The following is a 26,645-nucleotide window of genomic DNA, read 5'->3' on the forward strand; positions in this document are numbered from 1 at the left end:
GGGTGGATGGTGGAGCTGCAACAGGGGTTCGTGCTGACCCGACACTGGCGCGACACGCCGTCCGGCACCGAAGTGGAGTTCTGGCTGGCCACCGACGCCGGCCCGCGCCGCGTGCGCGTGGCACCCCAGGTATCGGTGGCCTTCATCCCCGCCGAGCAGCGCCCCGCCGCCGAAGCCCTGCTGCGCGAGGAGCGGGGCGTCGAGCTGCGCCCCCTGGCCCTGCGTGACTTCCATCGGCGCCCGGTGCTGGGCCTCTACTGCACCCAGCACCGCCAGCTGATCGCCCTGGACAAGGCCCTGCGCCAGGCCGGCGTCGACGTCTACGAAGCCGACATCCGCCCCCCGGAGCGCTACCTGATGGAGCGCTTCATCACCGCCCCGGTGCTGTTCGGCGGCCGCGACGACGGCCAGGGCCTGCTGCTGGACGCCCAGCTCAAGCCCGCTCCCGACTACCGCCCGCGCCTGTGCCTGGTGTCCCTGGACATCGAGACCACCGAGTACGGCGAGCTGTACTCCATCGCCCTGGAAGGCTGCGGGCAGCGCCAGGTGTACATGCTCGGCCCGCCCAACGGCGACGCCAGTGGCGTGGACTTCGACCTCGCCTGGTGCGACAGCCGCGCCGAGCTGCTGGAGTGCCTCAACCGCTGGCTGGCCGAGCACGACCCGGACGCCATCATCGGCTGGAACCTGGTGCAGTTCGACCTGCGTGTGCTCAACGACCACGCGCGCCGGCTCAAGGTGCCGCTGCGCCTCGGGCGCGGCGGCGACGTCATGGGCTGGCGTGAGCACGGCACCCGCAGCAACCACTACTTCGCCGACGCCGCCGGGCGGTTGATCATCGACGGCATCGAGGCCCTGCGTTCGGCCACCTGGAACTTCGCCTCCTTCAGCCTGGAGAACGTCGCCCAGGAGCTGCTGGGGGAGGGCAAGGCCATCGACGACCCCTACCACCGCATGGCCGAGATCAACCGCATGTTCGCCGAGGACAAGCCGGCCCTGGCCCGCTACAACCTCAAGGACTGCGAGCTGGTCACACGCATCTTCGAGCACACCCGGCTGCTGGACTTCCTGCTGGAGCGGGCCAGCGTCACCGGCCTGCCGGCCGACCGCAGCGGCGGCTCGGTGGCGGCCTTCACCCACCTGTACCTGCCGCCCATGCACCGCCAGGGCTTCGTCGCGCCGAACCTGGGGGAGAAGCAGCCCGAGGCCAGCCCCGGCGGCTTCGTCATGGACTCCCGCCCGGGCCTCTACGACTCGGTGCTGGTGCTGGACTACAAGAGCCTCTACCCCTCGATCATCCGCACCTTCCTGATCGACCCGATCGGCCTGGTGGAAGGGCTGCACGACCCCCGTGACGAAGCCTCGGTGGAGGGCTTTCGCGGCGCCCGCTTCTCCCGCACCCAGCATTGCCTGCCGGCCATCGTCGAGCGCGTCTGGCAGGGGCGCGAGGCGGCCAAGCGCGAGGGCAACGCGCCGCTGTCCCAGGCGCTGAAGATCATCATGAACGCCTTCTACGGCGTGCTCGGCTCCAGCGGCTGCCGCTTCTTCGACACTCGCCTGGCCTCGTCCATCACCCTGCGTGGCCACGCGATCATGCGCCGCACCCGCGAGCTGATCGAAGCCCAGGGACACCAGGTGATCTACGGCGACACCGACTCCACCTTCGTCTGGCTCGGCCGTGCCCATGAGGAGGCCGAGGCGGTGGCCATCGGCAAGGCCCTGGTGGCCGGGGTGAACCAGTGGTGGCGCGAGCACCTGGCCCGCGAGTTCGGGCTCACCAGCGCCCTGGAGCTGCAGTTCGAAACCCACTACCAGCGCTTCCTCATGCCGCGCATCCGGGGCGCGGAGGAGGGCAGCAAGAAGCGCTACGCCGGCCTTGTGCGCCGTGATGGCCGCGAGGACATGGTGTTCAAGGGCCTGGAGACGGTGCGTACCGACTGGTCCCCCCTGGCCCAGCGCTTCCAGCAGGAGCTGTACCTGCGGGTGTTCCGTGGCGAGCCCTGGCAGGCCTGGGTGCGCGACTACGTGCAGCGCACCCTCGCCAGCGAACTGGACGACCTGCTGGTGTACCGCAAGCGACTGCGCCGCCGGCTCTCCGACTACCAGCGCAACGTCCCACCCCATGTGCGCGCCGCGCGCCTGGCGGACGAGCACAACCAGGCCCTGGGGCGTCCCCGGCAGTACCAGAGCGGCGGCTGGATCAGCTACGTGATCGCCCTCGCCGGACCCGAGCCGCTGGAGGCCCGGCGCACGCCCATCGACTACGAGCACTACGTCAGCCGCCAGCTCAAGCCGGTGGCGGACGCCATCCTGCCCTTCGTCGGCGGGGACTTCGACAAGCTGCTGGACGGCCAGCTGGAGCTGTTCTGAGGGCAAACGGGACGCACCTCGCGACCCGTGCAAGCCGCCTATGGCGGCGCTTACGGGCCTCGCGTACTCTGGCGGGCATTTGCACTCAAGGAGCCAGAGCATGTACCAGGAAACCGTCACCCTGACCGTCAGCGCGGAACACCGGGGCCGCGAAACCGAGGCGGTGGACAACACCGGCGTCGACATCGGCCTGGAGTCCATTTCCCCCGGGCTGATGCGCGTTCACTTCAACGGCCAGCTGGACGCCCCCGACGAGCCCACCCACGTCTGCATCACCCTGGGCAACGGGCTGACCTACTACGGCCCCATCGCCGGCGGCGAAGCCAACGCCGAGGGCGGCTGGCTCACCTTCGAATGCGACATGATCGACCCTTCCCAGCTGGGTTGAGCCTCACTCCTCGTTGCGCCGGAGGCTGAGCAGTTCGCTGTAGGGCCCGACCGGCGCCTGCCCCGGGCGCTGCCGCAGCAGGCGGATGTCGGTGATGACGTAGCCCAGTTCCTCCAGCCACCCCTCGATGCGGTCGATCGGGCGGGAAGGTGCGGGTAGGCCGGGTTGTTCCAGGGAAAGTATCGAGAAGGCGATGGCCTTGATATTGGGCAGGCCTCGCGTGTTCATGCGCATGTACCGGGTTTCACCCCGGTAGCGGTAGGTCACCAGCCATTCCATCCGTTCGCGTTTCCATACAACGGGCCGCGCCCTGACCAAAGGCGGGAACCGTATCAGAACGCCGTGGTCGCGCAATGCTGGCGCCCTGATGACAGGGCGCCGTCAGGGCGCGGGGCGCTCAACGAGTTGCGGCTGCAACAGCTCGCCCAGGCGCCGCTTCAGGTCCTCCACCGGTTCCAGGTCGTGGGCGCGGCGCAGGCGTTGCACCGCCTCCGCCGGCCAGTCTTCACGGCTCCAGGCTTCCAGTACATTGAGCGCCATGTTGCGGTTGCGCACCACGGGGCTGGCCAGGGCCGTGTCCAGCAGGTCCCAGCCCTGGCCGGGAAAGGCGCCCAGGCGCTGGATGATGAAGTCCAGGTCACCGTGAGCCTGGTACGCCAGGCCCAGCCCCAGGGCCGTGCCCGGCCCGCTGGCGATGGCCGCCAGGTCCAGGCGTTCGCGGGCCAGGTCCAGCACCTGGGCGATGCGGGCCGTGTCGTCGCTCTGCATCAGGTGGTACCAGGCGCTGGAGCGGCCTTCGCGCTGGCGGGTCAGCCAGCGTTCCCAGCAGTCGATGCCAAGGAGGCCGGCAGCCTGGGCCGCCTCGTGGAAGCGCACGTCATCGGCTGCGTCCAGGCCCTGGTTCACCAGGGCCTCCCAGCGTTCCGGCAGGCACAGCTCCCGCGCCCGCCGGAGGATTTCCTCGCGCAGCGCCTCGCTCCAGCCGTGCTCATGCAGCGCGTTCCAGTCGGTGTAGGGGCTCTCGATGAAGTCGGCGACCTGGGCGGCAACGATCAGGTGGGCCAGGGTCCGTGGCGGGCGGCGGGCCAGGTGGTCGAGCAGCAGCAGGACCACTTCGGCGCCGTCGGCGTAGTCATGAATGTCCCGCGCTGGGCCGCCTGCCAGCAGGGCACCCACCAGTTCGTTGGCGGCATCCAGCAGGCCGTCGTCGACGTCCTGGCCGCTGAGCGCCGCCAGCAGGTTGCCACCCACCGCACAGGGGTAGGCGAGGTATTCCACCATCACCGCGTTGCGGTAGCCCTCGCGCAGCAGCCAGTCCTGCACCTCGGGCGAGGGGGTCACGGCCAGGCGTTCCACCAGGTGGATGCGGCCCCAGCCATGGACCTTGCGCGCCAGGCTCCACCAGGCACGTTCGCGTTCCGGTGGCGCCAGGCTGCAGCCCAGGGCCACGGCGGCGTACAGGGTGAACTCCTCGTGCAGGCCGAAGGTGAGGAACAGCGCCCGCTGGCTGCCGCTGTCCAGCGCGCCGAGCAGGGCCAGGGCGAACTTCACGGCGCCGCGATCCGGGCTGCTGCGCGCCAGCCACAGGGCCAGCGCGTGCAGCCGTGCGCGGGGCAGGCCGGGGCGAGCCAGCAGGCGTTCGATGAGCGGGTCGATGAAGGCCAGCACGCTGCCATCGGCCACCTGCTGGTAGAGCCGGGGCAGGTTCGGGGTCGGGTCGTCGAGGGTGGCCAGCAGCAGGTCGTGGATGGCCTGGGCGGCCTGCAGGTCATCGCCAGCGGCGTGGTGGCCGAGCACGCCGTCCAGCGCGCCGGGTGCCCAGCTCAGCCCATCGCCGTCCCCGGCGTCCTCGTCGGGCAGTTCGAGGCCGCCGGCGGGCAGGCCTTCGGCGGCCTCGGCATAGGGCTGGAGGACGCTGTACAGGCTGGGCCGGGCAGGGTCCCAGGGGATGGGGTAGCCCTGGGTCTGGCCCTTGTCGTCGCGGACGATGCGGAAGAAGGAGGCGATCCAGTTTTTCATCGGGAAGGGGCGTGGCGGCAAACCACTCCTCTTACCTGAAGCCCCCGGCGCGGGCAATCGCCACGTGCCGGGAGCCCGACGCAGTCCGCAACCCGGCCGACGAGCGTCAGGCGGTGCGCTGGCGAACCTGCTCCAGCAAGGCCTGCAGCACCCCGCGCAGGGCGTCCAGGGCCGCTGGCCGGTGCTCGTCCTCGGCACGGCGCAGGCCCTCGCAGGCCTTCATCAGGGCCGGCGAATCGATGGTGCAGGCCAGCCCGCCGAGGCGGTGGGCGGTCTGCGCCACGTAGCGCTCGGTGCTGGTGCCGTCGGGGACCTGGCCCAGGCGTTCCAGTTCGTCCCCCAGGTTGCGTTGCAGTTCCTCCATCAGGGTCGCCAGCAGGGTCGGGTCGGCACCGCGGATGCCTTCCAGGTGGCCGAGGTCGAACAGCGCGCCGGGCTGCTCCGTCGGGGCCTCGCCGTCGGGTTCGGCCTGGGCCTGGCAGGCCAGGGCTTCGGCCAGGCGGCCGAGGGTCACCGGCTTGACCATCAGGTCGTCCATGCCGGCCTCGTGGCAGCGCTGGGCCTCGTCGGCCAGGGCGCTGGCGGTGTAGCCGACGATGCGCAGCCGGGGGCGCTGGCCCTCGGCTTCGCGGTCGCGCACCGCGCCGGTCAGGGCGTAGCCGTCCATGTCCGGCATGTTGCAGTCGGTGATCAGCAGGTCGAAGGCTTCTTCCTCCAGGGCTGCCAGGGCGCTGTCGCCGTCGCCGACGAAGCGCGCCTGGTGGCCCAGGGCTTCCAGCTGCTGCACCAGCACCAGCCCGTTGATCGACAGGTCGTCCACCACCAGGGCGCGCAGCACGCGGGTGGCGCCGGTGGCCTCCACCACCGGGGCCTCCAGCGGCTCGGCAGCGGCTTCCCAGGCGGCGGGCAGCTCCACGCCCACTTCGCAGCCCTGGCCGGGCTCGCTTTCCAGCCACAGGCGGCCGCCCATCAGGCCCACCAGGTGGTGGCAGATGCTCAGCCCCAGCCCGGAGCCGCCGTAGTGGCGGGCGGTCTGTGCGCCGCCCTGCTGGTAGGGCTCAAGGATGCGGTCCTGCATGTGGCGGGGAATGCCGATGCCGGTGTCGCTGACCATCAGCACCAGGCGCGACTGGCCCGGCGCGGTGTCCTCGACCCGGGCCACCAGGCGCACCCGGCCATGGGCGGTGAACTTCACCGCATTGCCCAGCAGGTTGAACAGCACCTGGCGCAGGCGCAGCGGGTCGAGCCGGTAACGGCGGTCGGCCGGCAGCTTGCAGTCCAGTTCCAGCTCCAGGCCCTTGCTGCGCGCCTGGGCGCCGAACAGGTCGAGCGCGCCACGCAGCAGCGGCAGCGGCGCCACCGGTTCGAGGGCCAGTTGCATGCGGCCGTTCTCGATGCGGTCCAGGTCGAGGATGTTGCCGATCAGGGCGATCATCGAGGTGGCCGATTGCTGGGCGATGCGCAGGTTCTCGGAGGGGGCGGCCTGGGCGCGGGCCTCCAGCTCCAGCAGGCCCACCAGGGCGTTGAGCGGGGTGCGCAGTTCGTGGCTCATGGTGGCGAGGAAGCGCCCCTTGGCGGCGCTGGCCTGCAGCGCGTCGCGGCGGGCCTCGCGCAGCTCGGTCTCCAGGGCCTTGCGGTCGCTGATGTCGATCCAGCCGCCGAGCAGGCCCTGCAACTGGCCGCCGGCGCTGTAGAAGGGCACCACCCACTGGTAGAGGTCGTGCTCGCGGCCGTCGATCTCGATGCGACCGTCGAAGAAGCGCGGCTGGCGGTTCTGTTGCAGCAACTGGTACTCGGCCTCCATGGCCTGGGCCAGGCTCGCCGGGGCGATGCCCTGCTGGCGCACGGTGGTGCCGCGCAGCTGCTCCAGGTCGCAGCCGAAGAACTGCTCGTAGGCGCGGTTGCAGGTGCTCAGCCGGCCCTGCAGGTCCCGCACGTAGAGCGGTGTCGGCAGGCCGTTGAGCAGGGAGAACTGGAAGGCCAGCTGGTCGCTGAGTTGCTCCTGTGCCTCGCGGCGCTGGCGGATCTCCCGGCGCAGGCGCCAGTTCCACAGCAGCGACAGGGCCACCACCACCAGGGCCAGGATCGACAGGTGCCAGAAGTCTTCCGGCAGGCGCTCCAGCCAGCCGTTGGCGGGGGCAGCGAGCAACTTGATGCCATCACCGAATTCGCCGCTCTGGGCCAGTGAGCCGAGCAGCTTGTCGAGGATGCCGCGCAGCTCCGGCACCTGGCCGCTGACCGCCAGCATCTGCGCTGGCGATGCGGCCTCGACGCGCTGGCCCAGGCGCAGGCCCTGGCGCTCCAGCCACTGCAGGTGGCTGGGGCTGCCGCCGAGGTTGTCCAGGCTGGCGTCCACCTCGCCCAGGCGCACCCGCTCCATGGCCTGGGGCGCGTTCTCGGTACGCACCAGGGTGATGGCGGGGTAGCGCTTCTCCAGGTAGTCGATCAGCGGGTGGTGCCGGGGCAGGGCCAGGCGGCGGCCGGTCATGGCCTCCAGGGAGCTGGGGGAGCTGGCGTCCTGGCGGACCACGAAGGCCCAGCCGCGGGCGCCGAAGGGCTCGGTATAGAACACGCCGGGGCTGGCGCTGCCGTCGAGGGTGCTGGCCAGGTCGGCCTCGCCCCGCGCCAGGCGCTGGCGGTCGCGGGCTGCACCTTCGCTGTCGAGCAGTTCCAGCTTGAGCTGGTAGGTGTCGCCGAGCTGCTTCAGCAGCTCCAGGCCCAGGCCCGACCATTTGCCCCGGGCGTCACGGAAGAAGTAGGGCGGCGCCTCGGCGAGGATCAGGCGCAGGCGGGGCTGCTGGTCCAGCCAGCGTTCCTGGGCGCTGTCGAGGGCGAAGGCGCCGGTGGGCGAGAACAGACGCGGCGCTGCGGTCCAGTGGGCGAGGATGATTTCGCGCTGGTGTTCGTCGAGGGTGCCGAGCACGTAGTCCACCAGGGTCAGCAGGCGGGTGTCGTCGGCGCGGCTGGCGAAGCTGAAGCCGCCGCTGGAGAGGTTGGCGGCGAACTTGTTCTGCAGGGCTGCGCCGGGTCGGGCGCGCATGTGGTGGTCCACCCGCAGCTTGTCGCCGATGAAGGCATCGGCTTCGCCGCTGAGCACCTGATCGAAGCCCTCGGCGGTGCTGCGCACCGTCTCCAGGTGGGCGGCGGGGTAGGCGTTGCGCACCTGTTCAGGGTCCAGGTACTGGGCCAGCACCAGCACGCGCTTGTCGGCCAGGTCCGGCGGCAGGCAGGGGTCGTCGCGGCGGCCGACGATGATCGGGGTGTCGTCCAGGTAGGGGCTGCTGTAGGCCAGCCCGGGTTCGCGCCGTTCGTAGCCGGTGACCCGGGTCAGCAGGTCGACTTCGCCGGCCTTGAGGCCCCGGATGGCGGCCTCGACGCTGGGAAAGGGGACTTCCTCGATGCTGCGCCCGACGAAGGCGCCGACCCGCGCCAGGTAGTCGTGGGTGATGCCGCGCAGCATGGCGCTGCCGGGGTACTGCGGCCACTGGCTGATGGGCCGCACCACTGCCACGCGCACCGGGTGCTCGGGCAGGCCGGCGCCCAGTTCGGCGAGCTGGGCCAGGTCCAGCGGTGGCGTGGCGCCGGCGGGGGCGTGCCAACCCGGGCCTGCCAGCAACGCCAGCAGGGCGAGCAGCGCCAGCGCGCGCCGCTTCAGCACAGCCCGGCTTCCTGGATGTAGTGGAACAGCCCGGCGTTGGTGTCGATGCCCAGCTTGCGCATGGCGCTGCTCTTCTGCGCGCTGATGGTCTGCTTGCTGCGGTTCAGGTGCAGGGCGATCTCGCCGATGGCCATGCCGCTGCCGTACAGGCGCAGCACTTCCGCTTCACGCGGGGAAAGCTCTTCGGCGCTGGCCAGGGGCTTGCCGTGCTCGGCTTCGCTTTCGCCCAGCTGGCGGCGGATGGACTCGGAAAGGAACGGGCGGCGCAGGCTGGCGCGCAGCGCGCGGGGCAGGTCGGCCAGCAGGCCGCGCTTGCTCACCAGGCCCTGGATGCCCAGGCGCAGCAGGGAACTGGCCAGGGCCGCGTTGCCGAGCATGGTGACGACGATGATGGCCATCTGCGGATAGCGGTTGCGCAGGTGTTGCACCAGGCGCAGGCCGTCGGCCTGGCGGCTGTCCGGCATCATCAGGTCGGTGATCAGCAGGTCGCAGGCCTGCCGGTCCAGGAGTTGGTAGAGGCCGTCGACGTCATGGGCCTCGCCAACGATGGCGAGGTCGGGTTCGTCGGCCAGAAGGGCGCGCAGGCCGATCAGGGTGATCGGGTGGTCATCGACTATGACGGTTCTCAGAGTCATGCATGGCCTCGGCTCGGATGGGGGCGGGGCGCATGTTAGTGACTCGTGGCGTTCAGAAAAGGGGCGGAGCCCGTCATTGGGCCGGATTAAGTAATACCCTTCTATGTCGTAGGAAAAACCCTACATTTACAGGCTTAATCGGAAAAATCTCGTTGCGTTCGGGGTGGCTGCCGGGCGGGCATTCCACCCCGCCCGTCACTCCGGCTGCCCACCCGGGTTGGCCACGATGGCGCTGTCCAGCGCGGCGATCATCGATTCCACCAGGCCCGGCTGCTGCTGTTCGCTGGCATTGCGTACCGGAGCCAGGCTGGCCACCCGGGCCGGTGCTTCGGGGTGACCGTGGTCGGCGGCCACGGCGAACCAGGCGTAGGCCTCCAGCTCGGGTTGCAGGGACGGGTAGGTGCCGTCGAGCAGGCGCTGGCCGTAGTCGTACATCGCCTGCGGGTCACCGGCGAGGGCCTGGCGCTTGGTGGCTTCCGCCTCGGCTTCGCGGGTGACCGGTTCCGCGTCGAGGGCGATGGCGGTGGCGTCGCGTTCGGCAGGGGCCACGGGGTCGCTGGCCAGGCAGGGCAGCCCCGGTTGCTCGGCGCTGGCCGGCAGCGGTTGGCCGGCGTCCTGCTGCTGGGCCATCTGGTACAGCGAGGCGGCGATGCGGTCGCCCGCGGCGCTGGCCACCTTCAACTGGGCCAACCCGCGCTCGCGGTCGGCCAGGTCGGGCTGGCAGGTGCCGAGGTAGAGCAGGCTCAGCTCGCGCAGGGCGCGGTCGTTGGTGCGCGCGGATTTCTCCAGCAGGCGCTTGCCGTAGTCCAGGTCCTGCGGCACGCCGGTGCCGCGCAGGTAGTTCCAGGCCAGCACGCGGCTGGCTTCGGCGTTGCCCAGGGCATCGGCCTGGCTCAGGTGGTTGAGGGCCTGGGCCGGGTCTGCGGGTACGCCATCACCCATCAGGTAGTGATGGGCCAGCTCGTAATGGGCACGGCCGTTGCCGGCGTCGGCGGCTTGCTGCAGCAGTTGCAGGGCGGTTTCCTTGTCGCCTTGCTGGTCGGCGAGCACGGCCTGGGCCAGGGTCTCGGCGGCCGGCTCGACACGGGGCTTTACCAGGCGGGTACGGCCCTTGATCTCGGTGGCGGGGGCCTCCACCACCCACACCAGCGGTGCCTCATAGCTGGGCACGCCGTAGGCCGGGTTTTCCGGTGGCAGGGGGCGGTTGCCGCTGAGAACGGCAGGTTTGGAGTGCAGGGGTTGGAAACCGGAGCTGCAGCCAGCGATGAGCAGGGCGGCGAACAGCAGGGAAAGGCGCGGATTCATGGCGTGACAGAAGGGGATACGGCTCGAAAGGCGCATAGCATTCCAGACTGTGGCGCGCCTTCCAAGGCGTCTGTGCCGCCTGTTCGCATTCCGTTCGCGGGGGAGCCGTCGTCATCCCCCGGTGGCCGGGGGCGTCAGCCGTTGATCAGGTTGCGCAGGCGGATGTCCTGGAAGCTGAGGGGGATCGACTCCGGCTCCTTCTCTTCCTTCTGCTGTTGTTGCTGCAGGGCGTTCAGCTCGGTCATGCGCTGGGCGATCATCTTCTCCACCTGCTCGCGCTTCTCCGGTGGCATTTTCTCCAGATCCTCCTCGGTCAGCCCCATCTGCTTGAGGATCTTGTCGCGGATCTTCTCCGAGTCGGTCTTCTCCATGTAGGCATGGAACTCCTGGGAGGCCTTGCTGGCGACGGGTTTCTCGACGCTGGCCGCGGCGCTCTCGGCGTCGGGGTAGACGTCGTCGCGGACGCGCTCGCCGTTGTTCTGCAGGTCCACCTTGAGACGGGCGAAGGCTTCGTCGTAGGCCGCGTCGCGCCGGGCGGCACCGGTGTCGGGGGCGGGGCTGTTCTGGCGCAGGGCACTGGCCGCCTGCCTGGAGGGCGCTTCGCTCGCGGTGGGTGCGGCGGCATTGCCCCGGCTGGTGAGCCGGGCGCTGGCGGTGACGTCCCGTGAGCGGGTGGGGTCGACGGAGAACAGGCTCATGGTGAGTTCCCTCTTGGAAAAATCCTTGTGCCACCCCGGGAGCAAGGGCTGTGCCAGCTTCTGAAACGCCCGTGCCAGAGCCTTCGGCGGTTTTCACCGGGGCAACGGGCGGCAAGTGCCTGCCGCAGGCGACCGTGGCCTTGCCGCTCGGGTAGACTGCGCCGCGATTCCACAGAGGGAGCTCTACATGGACGCGCTGTCGCCGCTGGCGGCCTACGAAGACGCACTGGCCCGCCAGGGCTTTGCCGAGGACCCGGCGCAACGCCGCGCCGCCACGCTGCTGGAGGTTTGCCAGCAGGCCCTGCAGGCCGGCGAGCCGAGGGTGCGGGGCGTGTACCTGTGGGGGCCGGTGGGGCGCGGCAAGACCTGGCTGATGGACCGCTTCCACGCCAGCCTGTCGGTGCCCGCCCGGCGCCAGCACTTCCACCACTTCATGCGTTGGGTGCACCAGCGGCTGTTCGCCCTGACCGGTACGCCGGACCCACTGCTCGCCCTGGCCCGTGAGCTGGCCACCGAGGTGCGGGTGCTGTGTTTCGACGAGCTGTTCGTCAGCGACATCGGCGATGCGCTGATCCTCGGGCGGCTGCTGCAGGCGATGTTCGACGAGGGCGTGACCCTGGTGGCCACCTCCAACCAGCCGCCTTCGCAGCTGTATGCCGACGGCTTCAACCGTGACCGCTTCCTGCCCGCCATCAGGGCCCTGGAGCGGCACACCGACGTGGTGGAGGTGGACGGCGGCCAGGACCACCGCCTGCACCCGGGCGCGGTGACCCAGCGCTACTGGGTGGCCGATCCGGACGCCCTGGCCGGGGTGTTCCGCACCTTGAACGGCAATGCGTCGGCCACCGATGCTCCGCTGCAACTGGCCCACCGCGAGGTGACGGTGCGCCTGCGTGGCGAGGGCGTGCTCTGGTGCGACTACGCCCACCTGTGTGAAGCGCCCCTGGCGGCGCTGGATTTCATCGAACTGTGCGACCGCTTTCCGGCCATCCTCCTCGGCGCGGTGCCGGTGCTGGGTGCGGCCGAACGGGAAGGGCGCATCGCCCGAGGCACCGAGGACGCCGCCGAGAAGGTCGCCGCCGGCGACCGCCAGCTGCCGCGCCTGTCGCCCAAGGACGACGGTGTACGCCGCTTCATCGCCCTGGTGGACGAGTGCTACGACCGCCGGGTGCCGCTCTACCTGGAGGCTGCCGTGCCGCTGGAGGCGCTCTACACCGAGGGCGGGTTGGCCTTCCCCTTCCGCCGTACCCTCAGCCGTCTGCGTGAGATGCAGATGACGCGATTCGCATGAGCCCCCGGTGGTGAGCTCGCGAACCGCATCGTTCCGGTCCCGATCCCTGGTCTGCGATCCCAGGGCTTGTCTTTCGTCAAACGGGGCTGGCCCGGGAAGGCGAGACGGAGTCGGTAATCGACTTGACCCCGTAACAGCGGTGCTGGAGCCCAGCCGAAAAAAGACCGGCCACAAGGCCGGTCGAATCGCTCACGGAGAATCGAGGCTGATCAGGCGCCTTCCGGGCGCTTGAGCACCAGGGTGAGGATGTCGTAGCTGGCCACCAGCTCGCCGTGCTGGTTGGTGACTTCCACGTCCCAGGCGACCACGCCCTGGGGTTCGCCTTTTGGGCTCTTCTTGCCCTGGTCGATCTTGCGCTTGCAGGTCAGGCGCGCCTGGAGGGTGTCGCCGATGCCCACCGGGTTGATGAAGCGCAGGGTGTCCAGGCCGTAGTTGGCCAGCACCGGGCCGGGGGCGGGGGAGACGAACAGGCCGGCGGCGGCGGAGAGCACGAAGTAGCCATGGGCGATGCGCTTGCCGAACTGGGAGTCCCTGGCCGCCAGCTCGTCGAAGTGCATGTAGAAGTGGTCGCCCGAGAGGCAGCCGAAGTTGACGATGTCCGCCTCGGTCACGGTGCGGCGGTGGGTCAGCAGCGACTCGCCGATCTGCAGTTCGTCGAACCAGCGGCGGAACGGGTGCACCTCGGTCTCGATCACCCGGGCGCCGCGTACGTGCTCGCGGGTGACGGCGGCCAGCATGCTCGGCGAGCCCTGCACGGCGGTGCGCTGCAGGTAGTGCTTCACGGCACGCAGGCCGCCCAGTTCCTCACCACCGCCGGCGCGGCCGGGGCCGCCGTGCTTGAGCATCGGCAGCGGCGAGCCGTGGCCGGTGGATTCGGCGGCGGCCTCGCGGTCGAGGATGTGCACGCGGCCGTGCAGGGCGCCCATCACCGGCACCACGCGGGCGGCGACGGCCGGGTCCTTGGTGACCAGGCTGGCCACCAGGCTGCCCTTGCCATGGGCGGCGAGGGCGACGGCTTCGTCCAGGTCCTCGTAGGCCATCAGCGTGCTCACCGGGCCGAAGGCCTCGATGTCGTGGGCGCCGCCCTCGGCATGCGGGTCGCGGGCGCGCAGCAGGGTGGGGGCGAAGAAGGCGCCTTCGGCCACGCCCTCGCCACGGGGGGCGAAGCCGTCCCGGGCGCCGAACAGCAGCTCGCTGCCGGCCAGCAGGGCATTGACCCGCTCGGCGACGTCCGCCTGCTGGGCATGGGAGGCCAGGGCGCCCATCTTCACGCCCTCCACCGACGGGTCGCCCACCACCACCTTGGCCAGGCGCTCGCGCAGGCGCTCGGCCACGGCGTCGATGTGCTTCGCCGGGACGATGGCGCGGCGGATGGCGGTGCACTTCTGCCCGGCCTTGACCGTCATCTCGCGGGCCACTTCCTTGACGAAGAGGTCGAACTCCGGGTCGTCCGGGGTGATCTCCGGGGCGAGAATGGCGCAGTTCAGCGAGTCCGCCTCGGCGTTGAAGGGGATGGAATGGCGCACCAGGTTGGCGTTCACCCGCAGCTTGGCGGCGGTGTCGGCGGAGCCGGTGAAGGTCACCACGTCCTGGCCCTGGAGGCGGTCCAGCAGGTCACCGGTGCTGCCGATCACCAGTTGCAGGCTGCCTTCGGGCAGCAGGCCGGATTCGTGCATCAGGCGCGCGGTGGCTTCGGTCAGGTAGCTGGTGGCGCTGGCCGGCTTGACGATGCAGGGCATGCCGGCGAGGAAGGTGGGGGCGAACTTTTCCAGCATCCCCCAGATGGGGAAGTTGAAGGCGTTGATGTGCACCGCCACGCCGCCGCGCGGCACCAGGATGTGGGTGCCGGCGAACTGGTTCTGCTTGCCCAGGGGCAGGGCCGGGCCTTCGTGGACGAGGTTGCCGGAGGGCAGTTCGCGGGCGCCGACGCCGGCATAGGCGAACAGGGTGCCGGTGCCGCCCTCGATGTCGATCCAGCTGTCGGCGCGGGTGGCACCGCTGTGGTGGGAGAGGGCGTAGAGCTGCTCCTTGCGCTCGTTGAGATACAGCGCCAGGGCCTTGAGGCGCGCGGCGCGCTGCTGGAAGTCCAGGGCCATGAGCGCCGGGACGCCGCGGGTGCGGCCGAAGTCCACGGCTTCGGCGAAGTCCGGCGTTTCTTCATGGGTGCGGAACAGCGGTTGCCCGTTGAGGGCGCTGCGCAGCACCTGGGCACCGTGCTGGCCGATCCAGCGGCCGCCGATGAAGCTCTGCAGGGTGGGGGCGTTGCTCATGGGGATTCTCCGTGAAAAAGGCCGGCACCCCGGGTGCCGGCTGGGGCTCGTGGGTGGCGCTACCAGAGGGCCAGGGTGTAGCCGAGGATCAGGCGGTTCTCGTCTAGGTCGGTGGTCAGGCCGTTGCCGGAGCGGAAGGTGACGTTGCGCCAGCGCAGGCTGACGCCCTTGAGGGCGCCGCTCTGGATGACGTAGGCGATGTCGGTGTCGCGTTCCCACTCCTCGCCGCGATCACCGCCGGTGGTCTTGGCGTTGCGGCCGTCGACGTAGCGGGTCATGAAGGTCAGGCCGGGGACGCCGAGGGCGGCGAAGTCGTAGTCGTAGCGCAGTTGCCAGGCGTCTTCCTCGGCGCGGGTGAAGGTGTTGTAGGTCACCAGGTTCACCACGTAGGGGTCGCCGCCGTTGAGGAAGGGGAAGGCGCTGCTGCCGGACATGCGCTGGAACGCCGCGCTGAGGCGGTGGCCGCCCTGGCTGAGGCTGAACAGGCCGTTGAGGTTGCGGTTGTCGATGCGCCCGGCGCGTTCGGCGCCATCGCCCCGGCTGTCGAAGTAGCGCAGGTCGCTCTTCAGGCTGAAGCCGCCCGGCAGCGGCAGGGTGTGCACCAGGCCGGCGAACTGCTGGCGGTAGATGCCGTCGAGCTTGCCGTAGTAGTAGCTGGCCGCCAGCTGCGGGTTGATGGCGTAGGTGCCGCCGGCGAAGTCGAAGGCGTCGCTGGTGGCGGCGCCGTAGCCGATGTCGTCGCGGCCGGAGGAGTCGCGCAGGTTGGCGCGGGTCAGGCGGCCGCCGTTGAAGGTCAGGCCGTCCAGCTCCTGGCTGGTCAGCATCCCGCCCTGGAAGGTGGAGGAAAGCAGGCGAGTGTCGTTGTAGGTGGCCACCGGCAGCAGCGGTTGCAGGGTGCCCAGGCGCAGCACGCTCTTGGAGACGCGCAGCTTGGCGGTCAGCCCCAGTTCGCTGTAGTCGTCCACCGGCTCCTTGCTCGTGGGGCCGAAGGGCAGCAGGCCGGTGCCGCGCCGGTCGCGGCTGGAATCCAGCTTGACGCCCAGTTGGCCGATGGCGTCGAGGCCGACGCCGACGGTGCCTTCGGTGAAGCCGGATTCGATGCGCGCGGTGAAGCCCTGGGCCCATTCCTCGGCCTTGGACTGGGCCGCACCGTGCTGGCGGAAGTCGCGGTTGATGTAGTGGTTGCGCAGCTCCAGGCTGGCCTTGCTGTCGTCGACGAAGCCGGCCAGGGCCGGGGTGGCCAGGGGCAGGGCCAGGGAGGCGAGCAGCGGTGTGGTCCGGTTGAGGCGTTTCATTGTTGTTGTGTCCGTCAATCCGTGGGTTCAGTGGCGGCTGGCAGCGGCGGCGCCGATGCCGGTCATGGAGCGGATGAACTGCGCCAGGTAGCGGCCGCGTTCCTGCCGAGCGCGCTCGGAGGCATCCGTCACCGAGAACGCCCAGGCACTGAAGAAGGCCAGGCCCATGGAGAACAGCGCCGGGTTGGAGTAGGGGAACAGCGGCGATTCGTGGTGCAGCACGTTGACCCACACCGCCGGGCTGAGCACCAGCAGGACGATGGCCGAGAGCAGCCCGGCGACGCTGCCGGCGACCGCGCCACGGGTGGTCAGGCCCTTCCAGAACATGGAGAGGAACAGCACCGGGAAGTTGACCGAGGCGGCGATGGCCAGCACCAGGCCGGAGAGGAAGGCGATGTTCTGCGACTCGAAGAGCAGCCCGAGGATCACCGCCAGCACGCCGATGCCGAGGGTGGCGATGCGCGAGACGCGCATTTCCTCGCGCTCGCTGGCCTTGCCCTTGCGCACCACGCAGGCATACAGGTCGTGGGACACGGCGGAGGCACCGGAGAGCGCCAGCCCGGCCACCACCGCGAGGATGGTGGCGAAGGCCACGGCGGAGATGAAGCCGAGGAACAGGCTGCCGCCCACCGCGTGGGACAGGTGCACCGCCACCATGTTGCCGCCACCGATGATGGCGCCGGCCGCGTCGCGGAACTCGGGGTTGGTGCCGACCATGACGATGGAGCCGAAGCCGACCACGATCAGCAGCAGGTAGAAGTAGCCGATGAAGCCGGTGGCGTAGAACACGCTCTTGCGCGCTTCACGGGCGTCGCTGACGGTGAAGAAGCGCATGAGGATGTGCGGCAGGCCGGCGGTGCCGAACATCATGCCGAGCCCCAGGGAGATGGCGTCGACGGGGTTCGACAGCAGCCCGCCCGGCGCCATGATCGCGGTGCCCTTGGCGTGCACCTCGGTGGCGGCGGCGAACATCGCCTCGGTGCTGAAGCCGAAGTGCCGGAGCACCATGAAGGCCATGAAGCTGGTGCCGGAGAGCAGCAGCACGGCCTTGATGATCTGCACCCAGGTGGTGGCCAGCATGCCGCCGAAGGTGACATAGCAGACCATCAGCACGCCCACCAGCAGCACCGCCTGCAGGTAGCTGAGGCCGAACAGCAGTTCGATCAGCTTGCCGGCACCGACCATCTGCGCCACCAGGTACATCAGCGCCACGGTGAGGGTGCCGAAGGCGGCGGTGATGCGGATCGGGCTCTGTTCCAGGCGGTAGGAAACCACGTCGGCGAAGGTGAACTTGCCCAGGTTGCGCAGGCGTTCGGCGATCAGGAAGAGGATGATCGGCCAGCCGGCGAGCACGCCCAGGGCGTAGAGCAGGCCGTCGTAGCCGTTCATGAACATCATCGCGGAGATACCGAGGAAGGACGCCGCGCTGATCATGTCGCCGGCGATCGCCAGCCCGTTCTGGAAGCCGGTGAGGCCGCCGCCGGCGGTGTAGAAATCGGCGGTGGAGCGGGTGCGCAGCGCGGCCCAGCGGGTGATGCCGAGGGTGAACACGACGAAGGCCAGGAACATGTAGATGGCCGTCCAATTCAGCGGGCGAACGGCATCGGCGGCGAAGGCCAGCGGCGAGGCCAGCAGGCTGGCGCCGAGCAGCAGGGAGGCGAGCGCTTTCATGGGGCGAGCACCTCTTTGACCTTGTCGTTGAGCGGGTCGATGACGCTGTTGGTCTTCGAGACGTAGATGCCGGTGAGGGCGAACGACAGCAGGATCACGCCGACGCCCACCAGCATGCCGACGCTGGTGACGCCGCCACTGAGTGACTGGCCGAGCACGCCGGGGGCGAAGGCCACCAGCAGCACGAAGCCGTAGTAGATGACCAGCATGGCGCCGGTGAGGGACCAGGTCAGGCGCTGCTTGCGCCGGACCAGCTGGATGAAATCCGGGTGCTGCCGGATGCGTTCGAGGTCGTGCGGGGTCATGGGTGCTCTCTCTTGTTGTGGTTGTAGAGGCGGTGCAACGCAGGTGAAGCCGGTGGAGCTGTCTCCTCGTAGGGTGGGCTTCAGCCCACCGATGGATGCACGTGACGTGGCGGGCTGAAGCCCACCCTACGGAGCGAGTCGGTTCAGGGCTGGTCGAAGTCGAGGACGACCCTGTCGCTGACCGGGTAGGACTGGCACGAGAGCACGTAGCCGGCGGCTACTTCGTAGTCCTCCAGGGCGAAGTTGCTGTCCATCTCCACCTCGCCTTCGATGACCTTGCACTTGCAGGTGGAGCACACCCCGGCCTTGCAGGAGTAGGGCAGCTCCAGGCCCTGGGCGTTGCCGGCGTCGAGCACGCTGCGGGTGTTGCGCGGCAGGTCGAAGCTCAGGGCGCGGCCGTCGCTGATGACGGTGACCTGGCTGCTGGCGCTGTCGGCGGCGCGGGCGGCTTCGCGGGCCTCGCGGCGGGCGGCGGCGCCCTCGCTGGCGAAGAGTTCGAAATGGATGCGTTCGGCGGCCAGGCCGTGGCCCTGCAACTGGTCGCGGACGGTCTCGGTCATGGCCTGCGGGCCGCAGATGAAGGCGGCATCCAGGGCTTTCACGTCGATCCAGCGGGCGAACAGCTGGCCGCATTTATCAGCGTCGATGCGGCCGTTGTAGAGGTCCACGTCCTGCTGTTCGCGGCTGAACACGAAGATCAGGTTGAGGCGCTGGAGGAAGCGGTTCTTCAGGTCCTCCAGCTGTTCGCGGAACAGCGCGGAGGCACTGGAGCGGTTGCCGTAGAGCAAGGTGAAGCGGCTGTGGGGCTCGCGCTCGAGGGTGGTCTTGATGATCGACAGGATCGGCGTGATGCCGCTGCCGGCGGCCACGGCGAGGTACTGGCCGTGGCGGGCCGGGTCGAGGGGTACGAAGAAGCGCCCGTCCGGCGGCATCACATCCAGGCGCTGGCCGGGTTGCAGGCGCTCGTTGGCGAAGGTGGAGAAGCGCCCGCCGGCCACGCGCTTGATGGCCACGCGCAGTTCGCCGTCGCCGGTGCCGGTGCAGATGGAGTAGGAGCGGCGTACCTCCTCGCCATCCAGCTCGGTGCGCAGCACCAGGTACTGGCCCTGGGTGAAGTGGAAGGCCTCGGCCAGGTTCTCGGGGATGTCGAAGGCGATGGACACGGCGTCGCGGGTTTCCGGGCGCACGTCCTTGATGGTCAGGCTATGGAATTGGCTCATGTTCTCTCCTGCGGCTTGGCCGCGCGGGGGACGAAGGCAAGCGCCGCCGTTCGTGCTCGCCCGCCTAGATGCACTTGAAGTAATCGAACGGCTCCAGGCAGTCCCTGCAGCGGTGCAGGGCCTTGCAGGCGGTGGAGCCGAATTCGCTGAGCTGTTCGGTGTGGGCGCTGCCGCATTGCGGGCAGCGGATCTCCGGCGCCTCCCCGAGCAGGCTGCGTTTGCTGGCACTGCCCTCGGGCGGGGCGATGCCGTAGGCGCGCAGCCGTTCGCGGCCTTCAGCGCTGATCCAGTCGGTGGTCCAGGCGGGTGTCAGGCGGCGCTCCAGGCGTGGGACGAAACCCGCCTGCAGCAGCGCCTGCTCGATGTCCCGCTCGATGACCTCGGTGGCCGGGCAGCCGGAGTAGGTGGGCGTGACCACCACGTGCAGCCGGCCGCCGTCGCACTCCAGCGCCCGCACGATGCCGAGGTCGACCACGCTGACCACCGGGACTTCCGGGTCCATCACCGCATCCAGCACCTGCCAGGCACGGGTGACGTCGCCGGCGCCGAGGGGCGCGCGGTCGCTGGCGATCAGCTCACCAGCTCGCATCGGGGTAGGCCCGCTGGAGGAACTGCATCTCGGCCAGCAGCAGGCCCAGGTGCTCGGTGTGCAGGCCCTTGCGACCGGAGAGGTAGAAGGGGCTGGCCGGTGCCGGCAGCGGCAGGGTGGCGCGGGCGAACACGTCGGCGACCTTGGCCTGCCAGCCGGCCGCGACCTGCTGCGGGTCGGGGGCGAGGCCGGCCTCGAACAGGCGCTGTTCCACCTCGTCGGCATTCACCAGCTCGACGCTGAAGCGCCACAGCGCGCTCACGGCGGCGAGCATGCGCCGGTGGCTTTCCTCGGTGCCATCGCCCAGGCGCTGCACCCATTCGCTGGAGCGGCGCAGGTGGTAGGTGACTTCCTTCAGCGCCTTGGCGGCGATGCCGGCGACCCGTTCGTCAGCGGAGGTGGAGAGGCCATGCAGCACCTGGAAGTGCCAGGCATCAAAAAGGAACTGCTTGGTCATGGTGACGGCGAAGTCGCCGTTGGGCTGCTCCACCAGCAGTAGGTTGCGGTAGGCGCGTTCGTCCCGGCGGTAGGCCAGGTGGTCGGCGTCGCGGCCGTCGTCCAGCAGCTCGGCGGCGTAGTCCAGCCAGTTGCGGGCCTGGCCCACCAGGTCGAGGCCGACGTTCATCAGGGCCAGTTCTTCTTCCAGGGCCGGGGCCCGGCCGCACCACTCGCACAGGCGCTGGCCCTGGATCAGGGCACTGTCGCCGAGGCGCAGCAGGAGGTCGATGAGATCGTGCTTGGCAGTCATGGCAGGCGCCTCACATGTGGCCGACTTCGGCCGGCAGCTCGTAGAAGCTGGCGTGGCGGTAGACCTTGTCCTGGGACGGGTCGAACAGCGGCTCCTTCTCGTCGGGGGCGGAGGCGGTGATCAGTGCGGAGGGCACCACCCACAGGCTCACGCCCTCGTTGCGGCGGGTGTACAGCTCGCGGGCGTTGTCGATGGCCATGCGGGCGTCGGCGGCGTGCACGCTGCCGACATGTTTGTGGTTGAGGCCGTGCTTGCTGCGCACGAAAACTTCGAAAAGGGTCCACTCAGTCATGGGGCTATCTCCTCATGGGGCCGGGTCGTGCCGGCGCCCTTCTTGTCGTCAGGTCAGGCGGCGCTGTGTTCACGCTGCTTGCGGGCATGGGCCACGGCGGCTTCGCGCACCCAGGCACCGTCCTCGATGGCCTTGCGGCGGGTGGCGAGGCGTTCGTGGTTGCAGGGGCCGTTGCCCTTGAGCACTTCGTAGAACTCGCTCCAGTCGATTTCGCCGAAGTCGTAGTGGCCGCGCGCTTCGTTCCACTTCAGGTCCGGGTCGGGGGCGGTGCAGCCGAGGAACTCCAGCTGCGGCACGGTCTGGTCGATGAAGCGCTGGCGCAGCTCGTCGTTGCTCTGGCGTTTGATCTTCCAGGCCATGGACTGGGCGCTGTTGGGGGAGTCGGCATCGCTCGGGCCGAACATCATCAGTGCCGGCCACCAGAGGCGGTTGATGGCGTCCTGGACCATGTCCCGCTGGGCCTGGTTACCGTGGCGCATCATGTGCAGGAGGATTTCGTAGCCCTGGCGCTGGTGGAAGGACTCTTCCTTGCAGATGCGCACCATGGCGCGGGAGTAGGGGCCGTAGGAGGTGCGCTGCAGCACCACCTGGTTGACGATCGCGGCGCCGTCCACCAGCCAGCCGATGGCGCCCATATCGGCCCAGTTCAGCGTGGGGTAGTTGAAGATGCTGGAGTACTTCACCTTGCCGGCGTGCAGCTTGGCGACTTCCTCGTCGCGGCAGGCGCCGAGGGTCTCCATGGCGCTGTAGAGGTACAGGCCGTGGCCGGCCTCGTCCTGGATCTTCGCCATCAGCTGCAGCTTGCGCTTGAGGGTCGGCGCGCGGGTGACCCAGTTGCCTTCCGGCAGCATGCCGACGATCTCGGAGTGGGCGTGCTGGGAAATCTGCCGGATCAGCGTCTGGCGGTAGCCGTCGGGCATCCAGTTCTTCGGTTCGATCTTGATCTCGGCGTCGATCCGCTCCTGGAAGGCGCGTTCCTCGGGCGACATCTCGTCCAGCGCCTTCACGCGCTTGGCGCCGGTTTCTACCAATTGTGCGTACATGCCGTTCTCCAGCCATGCAGGGTTCGTGGGAGGGCCATGGCGCTCTTTTTAAATGATACGAAATCAAATATCAAACATAAAAATATGTATCGCGTAGTGATCGTGTATCGCTTTGCGGATGGCCGGCTCCAATGCCTGGGCCTTGCATGCTGCATTTTTCCTGGGCTTTGAGCGTGTGTTGACGCTCTGGGGCGAGGGTTTTGGTCGTTGGGTTGGGCGCGCGGGAGGTGTCTCGATCCAGATTATGTATCGTATTTTGCGATACGGAATGCTGCGCCGGTTTGTCGGCGAAAAAGCGGCATGGGGACGCTGGTGGAGGGCGGATGGCTGGTCTAGAGTCACTGCCGACCAGCAAAAGGAGGGGGTGCGATGGGATGTCCGCAGGTGTGCAGCGGGGCGACGCTGCAATGCAGTTTCGGGGTGGCGCCGTCGGTGCTGAACGTGCTGCCGGTCAACCGGACGCTCACCAACAACATGCCGGCGGCGAACATCATGGATCACATCCCGCTGGTGAACATCATGCCCTTCGGCATGTGCCAGAGCCTGGCCAACCCCATGGTGGCCGCCGCCACCGCTGCCGCACTGGGCGCGCTGACGCCGATGCCGTGCATCCCCGCCACGGCTTCGCCCTGGATACCGGGGGCGCCGACGATGCTGCTGGGCAACATGCCTTCGCTGGATGCCAACTGCGTGCTGATGTGCAACTGGGCCGGGGTGATCAAGGTCGCCATGCCGGGCCAGATGCAGATGCTGATCCCCTAGGTATCGCTCAAGGTCGGATCAGTCCTCGCTCGATTCGCTCCAGCGCCTCCACCACCAGCGCAGCCGCGAGATCGGCTTGCCCTCGGCGTCCAGCGGCCGGCCGTCCTCGGCGAAGCCCTGGCCTTCGTCCAGCGGCTTGCCGTTGAGGTAGCGGCTGCGCTGGGCCACCTGGCCGTTGCCGTGGAAGCGCTGGTAGAGGCCGTCGCGCACGCCATCGCGGTACTGCTCCAGTTCGGCCAGGCTGCCGTCCGGGTAGTAGCTGCTGGCTTCGCCGTGCATCAGCCCCTGGCGGTAGCCGACCTTGCGTTGCAGTCCGCCTTCGGCGGCGAAGTACTGGGCCACGCCCTGCAGGCGGCCGTCCACGTAGGGCAGCCGCGCCGACACCTGGCCGTTGGGGTGGTAGAGGGTGCTGGTGCCGTGCAGTACGCCGTTGGCATAGAGGAGCTGGGCCTGGGGGCGGCCGGCTTCCTGGATGCGCACCGGGCCGTCGAGGGCACCATCTTCCAGGCGGCCCTGCAGGCGGCTGTCGCCACGGGTGAGGTCGAGGGTTCCGTTGGCCATGGACGCCTCAGAGGGTGTTTACAAGATAGGCGAGCGAAGGCAAGACAAGGCGAAAATGATCGAGAAAGCGGAGTTTACGTGCTGTAAATGAGCATTTCGAGATCGTTTTCAACGCAGTATTGCCAAGTGCAGCCATTTTGTAGAAACCCTCTCAGTTCACCTTTACCAGTCCGCCCTTGAGGGTCAGCATGCCGCCGCCGTCCACGGTCTGTTCGGCAGCGGCCTTGTTGGTGAGGCTGACGCCGGCGTCGTTGGTCAGGGTGGTACCGGCCTTGTTGTCCAGGGAGGTGCCGGCCTGGTTGGTGAGCGAGGTGCCGGCCTTGTCGGTGAGCGCCATGCCGGCCTGGGTGGTGAGGTTCTTGTCGCTCTTGGCGGTGAGGTCGCCGCTGCTCTGCAGGGTGAGGGTGCCGGTCACCTTGATGGTGAGGTTGCCGTCCACGGTCAGTTCGTAGTTGCCGCTCACCTTGTGGCTGTAGTTGCCGCCGGTGCTGTGGGTCTGGTCGGCGCCGACGCTGACGGTGCGGCTGTCCTTCACATCGAGGGTGTCGCTGCCGGTCTGGATGGTCACCGTGCGCTTGCCCTTCTCCAGGGTGATGGTCTCGTCGCCTTCCTTCACCGTGCGGGTGCGGGCGTTCTGCACCGTGAGGGTTTCGTCGTGGCCGATGGTGGCGGTGCTGTCGTTGAGCACGTTGACCTTCATGTCCTTCTGCGCCTGGAGGAAGACCTCCTCGGCGTCCTTCTTGTCTTCGAAGCGCAGCTCGTTGAAACCGCCGCCGCCCTTGGAGGAGTTGGTCTTGATGCCGGACTGGGTCTGGTTGTCCGGCAGGGTGTAGGGCAGGGTGTTGTCGCCGTTGTAGACGCAGCCGGTGACCAGCGGGCGGTCCGGGTCGCCGTCGATGAAGGTGACGATCACTTCCTGGCCGATACGCGGGATGAACTGCATGCCGAAGCCCTTGCCGCTCCAGGGCAGCACCACGCGCACCCAGCAGGACGAGGTTTCGTCGTTCTTGCCGTCGCGATCCCAGGGGAACTGGATCTTGATGCGGCCGTACTGGTCGGTCCAGATCTCCTCGCCGGCCTTGCCCACCACCTGCGCGGTCTGGGTGTGCATGCGCGGCTTGGGCGTGAGCCGGGGCGGGCGGTAGGCAGTGGCCTTGGGTATGGCTTCGAAGCGGTTGCGGTAGTGCTCGTGGCTGGCGTCGTGGGTGACGGCGGTCACCACCCAGTCGATGTCGAGGCTGGCGTCGTCATGCCCGGTGAGGGTGAACCAGTGGCCGGGCACCAGCCAGCGGCAGTCGCTCTCGCCGATCAGGCGCTTCTCCTGGCTGCGCAGCCCGTCCACGCGCTGCTTGGTCAAGGCATCGCCCCGCGCCTTGGCGATGTAGCCGCCCGGGTGCTCGTACATCGACAGCGGCCCGGCCACCGCCTCGGCCTTGCTGTAGAGCGAGGTGGTGGGCGTCGTGAAGGCGTAGTCCGTGGCGCTGTACACCCCGCTCACTGCCTGCACGCTGTACTGCGCCGAGCGGATGCCATGCAACTCGCGCACGCCGATGCCCTGGCCCAGGTAGGGCACCTTCGGCCCGTTGGGGATCGGCACGAAGGCATCGCTGCTGTCGCCCAGCACCAGCGTGTGCTTGCCATCCTCGTGGGTGAAGAACCAGAAGATGCCTTCCTCCTCCAGCAGCCGCGAAACGAAGGCGAAATCCGTCTCGCCGTACTGCACGCAATACTCGCGCGGCTCGTAGCTGCCGGAGAGCGACAGCTTGAAGTCGGTGAAGCCATGGGCCTTGAAGATCGTGGTGACGATGTCGCTGGTGGACAGGTTCTGGAACACCCGGTTGTTGCTGGCCAGCGTCAGCCACCAGAGCCAGGGGCGCAGCACCACCTGATAGCGGTCGGCGGTGGCATCGGCGGGAAGCTGGCGGATCTCCGCGACCAGGGCATCGAGGGGGCGCTGGTTGGCGTCGTTGTGCAGGGTGAGGGTGACGTGGGTGGCGATGGCGTCGGGGAGGGTGAGGGATGCGCCGTCGTTGAGACCACTAAGGTTCTGCGAGCCTAGTGCATTGAGTGTTTCGTCACCAGCCAGGGACTCAGGGTAAATAGCTGATAGCGAGACGGCGCTGAGGGCGAATGTAGTGTTGCTATCGGTAGATCGTGGCATCACTCATCCTCTAAAATTTGAAAAGGGGAGCGGTTTCGGATACTACTTTTAACGTGGATTTAATTCTTGCTCTAGTGTGGCGGGGTTTTGTGTCTTTATATTGTCAAGCAAGAAGAGTTAGGTTGCTCGGTTTTTCGTGAATTTTTTATTTTTGTAAATATTTCTGCTGTAGCGCTTTAGTATCCATCAGAATCAGAGTCAGATAAATCTTCAGTCATATGTTTGCCTACCCCGGGTGCAAGGTCTGAAGGGGGGAGTGAGCTGAGGACTATTTTTTCAATAAGTGTGCCGTTTTGAATGAGGTTGGTAAGTAGTGGCGGCGCCTGCCAATTTGAGTCCATAATTCCATGTTGCCCTCTACTCGAAGGTAGTAATAGTCGCTCACTACATTTTCTATATAAAAAGAAAAATGCAACGCATTTTGAGCAGCAAAGCAGTGATACGCCGATATATAATGGGATTGGTTTTTCTTTTGTGAGCAGGCCGTTCTCGCAACTATACCAGTGTATATATTCGAGTATTCTTAGTTCGGCATGGACATCATTTGACCGGGTTTTTACAACAAAAAACTTTCCATTTTTAATTGCCGTTGCTGCTCTGCTGTTGTCTCTATTTAGTTTTGCATGGTCACGCGCGCTCAAAAAAGCCTGCATATCTGCTGAATACGCTGCTGGAGGGCGATTATGATGTTTATTTTTGAGGCTGGCTTTTTCTAAGGCTGAATATTTTTCTTCCTGAGCAGGAGGGTTGTAGTTGGAGAAAAAAGTGAGAATCTTCTTTTTTATCTCTCTATCAGTAGTTCCTAACTCTCCTTGGCATTTATTGGTGCTAAAAACTATGCTGGGCGCTCCTAGGTCCCACTGATAAGGAGTCCAGCAAGCAGCAACACACACTTCGTTCTTTAGAGGTCCTGCCTGCAGTAGCCTGCAAATCCGATCAAGATCGCGCTCGTCTTTATTGGCATCATTCATGAAGCGCTGGCCTATGCCAGCATCTGGCATTGCGGCCATAACTTCATTTCTTAGTGCTGCTTTTTTTTTCGAGATTGCAATGTTGATTATTTTTTTTGCTTCTTTTTGGAATTCTGCTCTTGTGCTCTGCTTGTTATCGAAGATAGTTCCACTGCAGACGTCTCCAGGTATCGTTTGAGTGAACGGCACATCAAGTAGTGAAGAGGTTTTAGCCGTGATGATCGAGTTTGATGCGATATTAAGCTCCGTGATGTTTTTGGTGTCGCACTTAATCGCTATCGTGGTGAGGAAGCAAGTTATGCACATGTCTCGATCTCGAGTGGTATTTGGAATTAAATTGTAGTGCGAGGTGTGTTTTAATTTTCTTGTCCTGACGGGATTGTGGGTTGTGTT

The 26,645-nt window shown here is 67.6% G+C and carries 22 protein-coding genes; 4 read left to right on the forward strand and 18 right to left on the reverse strand.

Annotation, left to right across the window (positions count from 1 at the left end; all coding sequences use genetic code 11):
- Positions 1 to 9: 9 nt before the first annotated feature.
- Positions 10 to 2,370 carry a DNA polymerase II gene (locus BM198_RS15315; protein WP_139233636.1) on the forward strand — a complete coding sequence of 787 codons (2,361 nt, stop codon included), beginning with the start codon at positions 10 to 12 and terminating at the stop codon, positions 2,368 to 2,370.
- Positions 2,371 to 2,470: 100 nt separating this feature from the next.
- On the forward strand, positions 2,471 to 2,758 hold the full coding sequence (locus tag BM198_RS15320) for a hypothetical protein (RefSeq protein WP_044404077.1): 288 nt from the start codon (positions 2,471 to 2,473) through the stop codon (positions 2,756 to 2,758).
- Positions 2,759 to 2,761: 3 nt separating this feature from the next.
- Here BM198_RS15320 and BM198_RS15325 read toward each other — a convergent pair whose 3' ends face one another.
- The 6 genes from BM198_RS15325 to BM198_RS15350 form a co-directional block, all read right to left on the reverse strand.
- Entirely contained in the window at positions 2,762 to 3,037 is a 276-nt protein-coding gene (locus BM198_RS15325; RefSeq protein ID WP_074971056.1) for a hypothetical protein, read from the reverse strand.
- A 102-nt stretch (positions 3,038 to 3,139) separates the two neighbouring features.
- A complete protein-coding gene (locus tag BM198_RS15330) occupies positions 3,140 to 4,777 on the reverse strand; it encodes a hypothetical protein (protein WP_074971058.1) in 1,638 nt (545 codons plus the stop codon).
- Positions 4,778 to 4,883: 106 nt separating this feature from the next.
- Entirely contained in the window at positions 4,884 to 8,435 is a 3,552-nt protein-coding gene (locus tag BM198_RS15335) for an ATP-binding protein (protein WP_083422389.1), read from the reverse strand.
- Positions 8,429 to 9,070 carry a response regulator gene (locus BM198_RS15340; protein WP_044404070.1) on the reverse strand — a complete coding sequence of 214 codons (642 nt, stop codon included), beginning with the start codon at positions 9,068 to 9,070 and terminating at the stop codon, positions 8,429 to 8,431. Before BM198_RS15340 ends, BM198_RS15335 begins: the two co-directional genes overlap by 7 nt.
- Before the next feature lie 195 nt (positions 9,071 to 9,265).
- Entirely contained in the window at positions 9,266 to 10,375 is a 1,110-nt protein-coding gene (locus BM198_RS15345; protein ID WP_167368469.1) for a tetratricopeptide repeat protein, read from the reverse strand.
- Between the two features lie 134 nt (positions 10,376 to 10,509).
- Positions 10,510 to 11,073, reverse strand: a complete 564-nt coding sequence (locus tag BM198_RS15350; protein WP_052807558.1) for a hypothetical protein — start codon at positions 11,071 to 11,073, stop codon at positions 10,510 to 10,512.
- Positions 11,074 to 11,260: 187 nt separating this feature from the next.
- On the opposite strand from BM198_RS15350, the gene zapE reads away from it, so the two are divergent.
- Entirely contained in the window at positions 11,261 to 12,364 is a 1,104-nt protein-coding gene (gene zapE, locus BM198_RS15355; RefSeq protein WP_074971062.1) for a cell division protein ZapE, read from the forward strand.
- 209 nt (positions 12,365 to 12,573) lie between these two features.
- On the opposite strand, the gene paaZ is transcribed toward zapE, so the two are convergent.
- From paaZ to paaA, 9 genes are all read right to left on the reverse strand, one after another.
- Complete coding sequence (gene paaZ / locus BM198_RS15360; protein WP_074971064.1) at positions 12,574 to 14,634, reverse strand: phenylacetic acid degradation bifunctional protein PaaZ; 2,061 nt, start codon at positions 14,632 to 14,634, stop codon at positions 12,574 to 12,576.
- Positions 14,635 to 14,693: 59 nt separating this feature from the next.
- Positions 14,694 to 15,929, reverse strand: coding sequence for an OprD family porin (locus tag BM198_RS15365; RefSeq protein ID WP_074971066.1), 1,236 nt, complete (start codon positions 15,927 to 15,929; stop codon positions 14,694 to 14,696).
- A 27-nt stretch (positions 15,930 to 15,956) separates the two neighbouring features.
- The gene (locus BM198_RS15370) at positions 15,957 to 17,600 is read right to left on the reverse strand and encodes a cation acetate symporter (protein ID WP_074971068.1); all 1,644 of its coding nucleotides are present in this window, start codon (positions 17,598 to 17,600) and stop codon (positions 15,957 to 15,959) included.
- Positions 17,597 to 17,905 carry a DUF485 domain-containing protein gene (locus BM198_RS15375; RefSeq protein ID WP_074971070.1) on the reverse strand — a complete coding sequence of 103 codons (309 nt, stop codon included), beginning with the start codon at positions 17,903 to 17,905 and terminating at the stop codon, positions 17,597 to 17,599. Before BM198_RS15375 ends, BM198_RS15370 begins: the two co-directional genes overlap by 4 nt.
- A 143-nt stretch (positions 17,906 to 18,048) precedes the next feature.
- On the reverse strand, positions 18,049 to 19,125 hold the full coding sequence (gene paaE / locus BM198_RS15380) for a 1,2-phenylacetyl-CoA epoxidase subunit PaaE (RefSeq protein ID WP_074971072.1): 1,077 nt from the start codon (positions 19,123 to 19,125) through the stop codon (positions 18,049 to 18,051).
- A 64-nt stretch (positions 19,126 to 19,189) separates the two neighbouring features.
- Positions 19,190 to 19,714: a 1,2-phenylacetyl-CoA epoxidase subunit PaaD gene (paaD, locus tag BM198_RS15385; protein WP_074971074.1), complete on the reverse strand. Its 525-nt coding sequence runs from the start codon at positions 19,712 to 19,714 to the stop codon at positions 19,190 to 19,192.
- Positions 19,701 to 20,462 (reverse strand): 1,2-phenylacetyl-CoA epoxidase subunit PaaC, encoded by a 762-nt coding sequence (gene paaC, locus BM198_RS15390; RefSeq protein WP_044404049.1) that lies wholly within the window; start codon positions 20,460 to 20,462, stop codon positions 19,701 to 19,703. The genes paaD and paaC overlap by 14 nt, the downstream gene beginning before the upstream one ends.
- A 10-nt stretch (positions 20,463 to 20,472) precedes the next feature.
- Entirely contained in the window at positions 20,473 to 20,754 is a 282-nt protein-coding gene (paaB, locus tag BM198_RS15395; protein WP_044404046.1) for a 1,2-phenylacetyl-CoA epoxidase subunit PaaB, read from the reverse strand.
- 53 nt (positions 20,755 to 20,807) lie between these two features.
- Positions 20,808 to 21,797, reverse strand: a complete 990-nt coding sequence (gene paaA, locus BM198_RS15400) for a 1,2-phenylacetyl-CoA epoxidase subunit PaaA (RefSeq protein ID WP_074971076.1) — start codon at positions 21,795 to 21,797, stop codon at positions 20,808 to 20,810.
- 369 nt (positions 21,798 to 22,166) lie between these two features.
- On the opposite strand from paaA, the gene BM198_RS15405 reads away from it, so the two are divergent.
- Positions 22,167 to 22,559, forward strand: coding sequence for a DUF4280 domain-containing protein (locus BM198_RS15405; RefSeq protein ID WP_044404039.1), 393 nt, complete (start codon positions 22,167 to 22,169; stop codon positions 22,557 to 22,559).
- Positions 22,560 to 22,577: 18 nt separating this feature from the next.
- Here the strand turns inward: BM198_RS15405 and BM198_RS15410 are convergent, their stop codons facing one another.
- From BM198_RS15410 to BM198_RS29340, 3 genes are all read right to left on the reverse strand, one after another.
- Positions 22,578 to 23,120, reverse strand: a complete 543-nt coding sequence (locus BM198_RS15410; RefSeq protein WP_074971078.1) for a toxin-antitoxin system YwqK family antitoxin — start codon at positions 23,118 to 23,120, stop codon at positions 22,578 to 22,580.
- Positions 23,121 to 23,271: 151 nt separating this feature from the next.
- A complete protein-coding gene (tssI, locus tag BM198_RS15415) occupies positions 23,272 to 25,281 on the reverse strand; it encodes a type VI secretion system Vgr family protein (RefSeq protein ID WP_074971080.1) in 2,010 nt (669 codons plus the stop codon).
- 176 nt (positions 25,282 to 25,457) lie between these two features.
- Complete coding sequence (locus tag BM198_RS29340) at positions 25,458 to 26,558, reverse strand: nucleic acid/nucleotide deaminase domain-containing protein (protein ID WP_083422390.1); 1,101 nt, start codon at positions 26,556 to 26,558, stop codon at positions 25,458 to 25,460.
- Between the last annotated feature and the right edge of the window lie 87 nt (positions 26,559 to 26,645).

Source organism: Metapseudomonas otitidis (genome assembly GCF_900111835.1).
Taxonomy (GTDB): domain Bacteria; phylum Pseudomonadota; class Gammaproteobacteria; order Pseudomonadales; family Pseudomonadaceae; genus Metapseudomonas; species Metapseudomonas otitidis.

Excerpts from the sequence above, each read along its gene's own strand:
- BM198_RS15370 (WP_074971068.1), bottom strand. The coding sequence starts at position 17,600 with ATGAAAGCGCTCGCCTCCCTGCTGCTCGGCGCCAGCCTGCTGGCCTCG.
- BM198_RS15340 (WP_044404070.1), bottom strand. The coding sequence starts at position 9,070 with ATGACTCTGAGAACCGTCATAGTCGATGACCACCCGATCACCCTGATC.
- BM198_RS15330 (WP_074971058.1), bottom strand. The coding sequence starts at position 4,777 with ATGAAAAACTGGATCGCCTCCTTCTTCCGCATCGTCCGCGACGACAAG.
- BM198_RS15345 (WP_167368469.1), bottom strand. The coding sequence starts at position 10,375 with ATGAATCCGCGCCTTTCCCTGCTGTTCGCCGCCCTGCTCATCGCTGGC.
- BM198_RS15325 (WP_074971056.1), bottom strand. The coding sequence starts at position 3,037 with ATGGAATGGCTGGTGACCTACCGCTACCGGGGTGAAACCCGGTACATG.
- BM198_RS29340 (WP_083422390.1), bottom strand. The coding sequence starts at position 26,558 with ATGTGCATAACTTGCTTCCTCACCACGATAGCGATTAAGTGCGACACC.
- paaA (WP_074971076.1), bottom strand. The coding sequence starts at position 21,797 with ATGTACGCACAATTGGTAGAAACCGGCGCCAAGCGCGTGAAGGCGCTG.
- paaD (WP_074971074.1), bottom strand. The coding sequence starts at position 19,714 with ATGCGAGCTGGTGAGCTGATCGCCAGCGACCGCGCGCCCCTCGGCGCC.
- paaE (WP_074971072.1), bottom strand. The coding sequence starts at position 19,125 with ATGAGCCAATTCCATAGCCTGACCATCAAGGACGTGCGCCCGGAAACC.
- BM198_RS15375 (WP_074971070.1), bottom strand. The coding sequence starts at position 17,905 with ATGACCCCGCACGACCTCGAACGCATCCGGCAGCACCCGGATTTCATC.
- BM198_RS15365 (WP_074971066.1), bottom strand. The coding sequence starts at position 15,929 with ATGAAACGCCTCAACCGGACCACACCGCTGCTCGCCTCCCTGGCCCTG.
- paaC (WP_044404049.1), bottom strand. The coding sequence starts at position 20,462 with ATGACTGCCAAGCACGATCTCATCGACCTCCTGCTGCGCCTCGGCGAC.
- tssI (WP_074971080.1), bottom strand. The coding sequence starts at position 25,281 with ATGCCACGATCTACCGATAGCAACACTACATTCGCCCTCAGCGCCGTC.
- BM198_RS15405 (WP_044404039.1), top strand. The coding sequence starts at position 22,167 with ATGGGATGTCCGCAGGTGTGCAGCGGGGCGACGCTGCAATGCAGTTTC.
- BM198_RS15320 (WP_044404077.1), top strand. The coding sequence starts at position 2,471 with ATGTACCAGGAAACCGTCACCCTGACCGTCAGCGCGGAACACCGGGGC.
- BM198_RS15350 (WP_052807558.1), bottom strand. The coding sequence starts at position 11,073 with ATGAGCCTGTTCTCCGTCGACCCCACCCGCTCACGGGACGTCACCGCC.
- zapE (WP_074971062.1), top strand. The coding sequence starts at position 11,261 with ATGGACGCGCTGTCGCCGCTGGCGGCCTACGAAGACGCACTGGCCCGC.
- paaZ (WP_074971064.1), bottom strand. The coding sequence starts at position 14,634 with ATGAGCAACGCCCCCACCCTGCAGAGCTTCATCGGCGGCCGCTGGATC.
- BM198_RS15410 (WP_074971078.1), bottom strand. The coding sequence starts at position 23,120 with ATGGCCAACGGAACCCTCGACCTCACCCGTGGCGACAGCCGCCTGCAG.
- paaB (WP_044404046.1), bottom strand. The coding sequence starts at position 20,754 with ATGACTGAGTGGACCCTTTTCGAAGTTTTCGTGCGCAGCAAGCACGGC.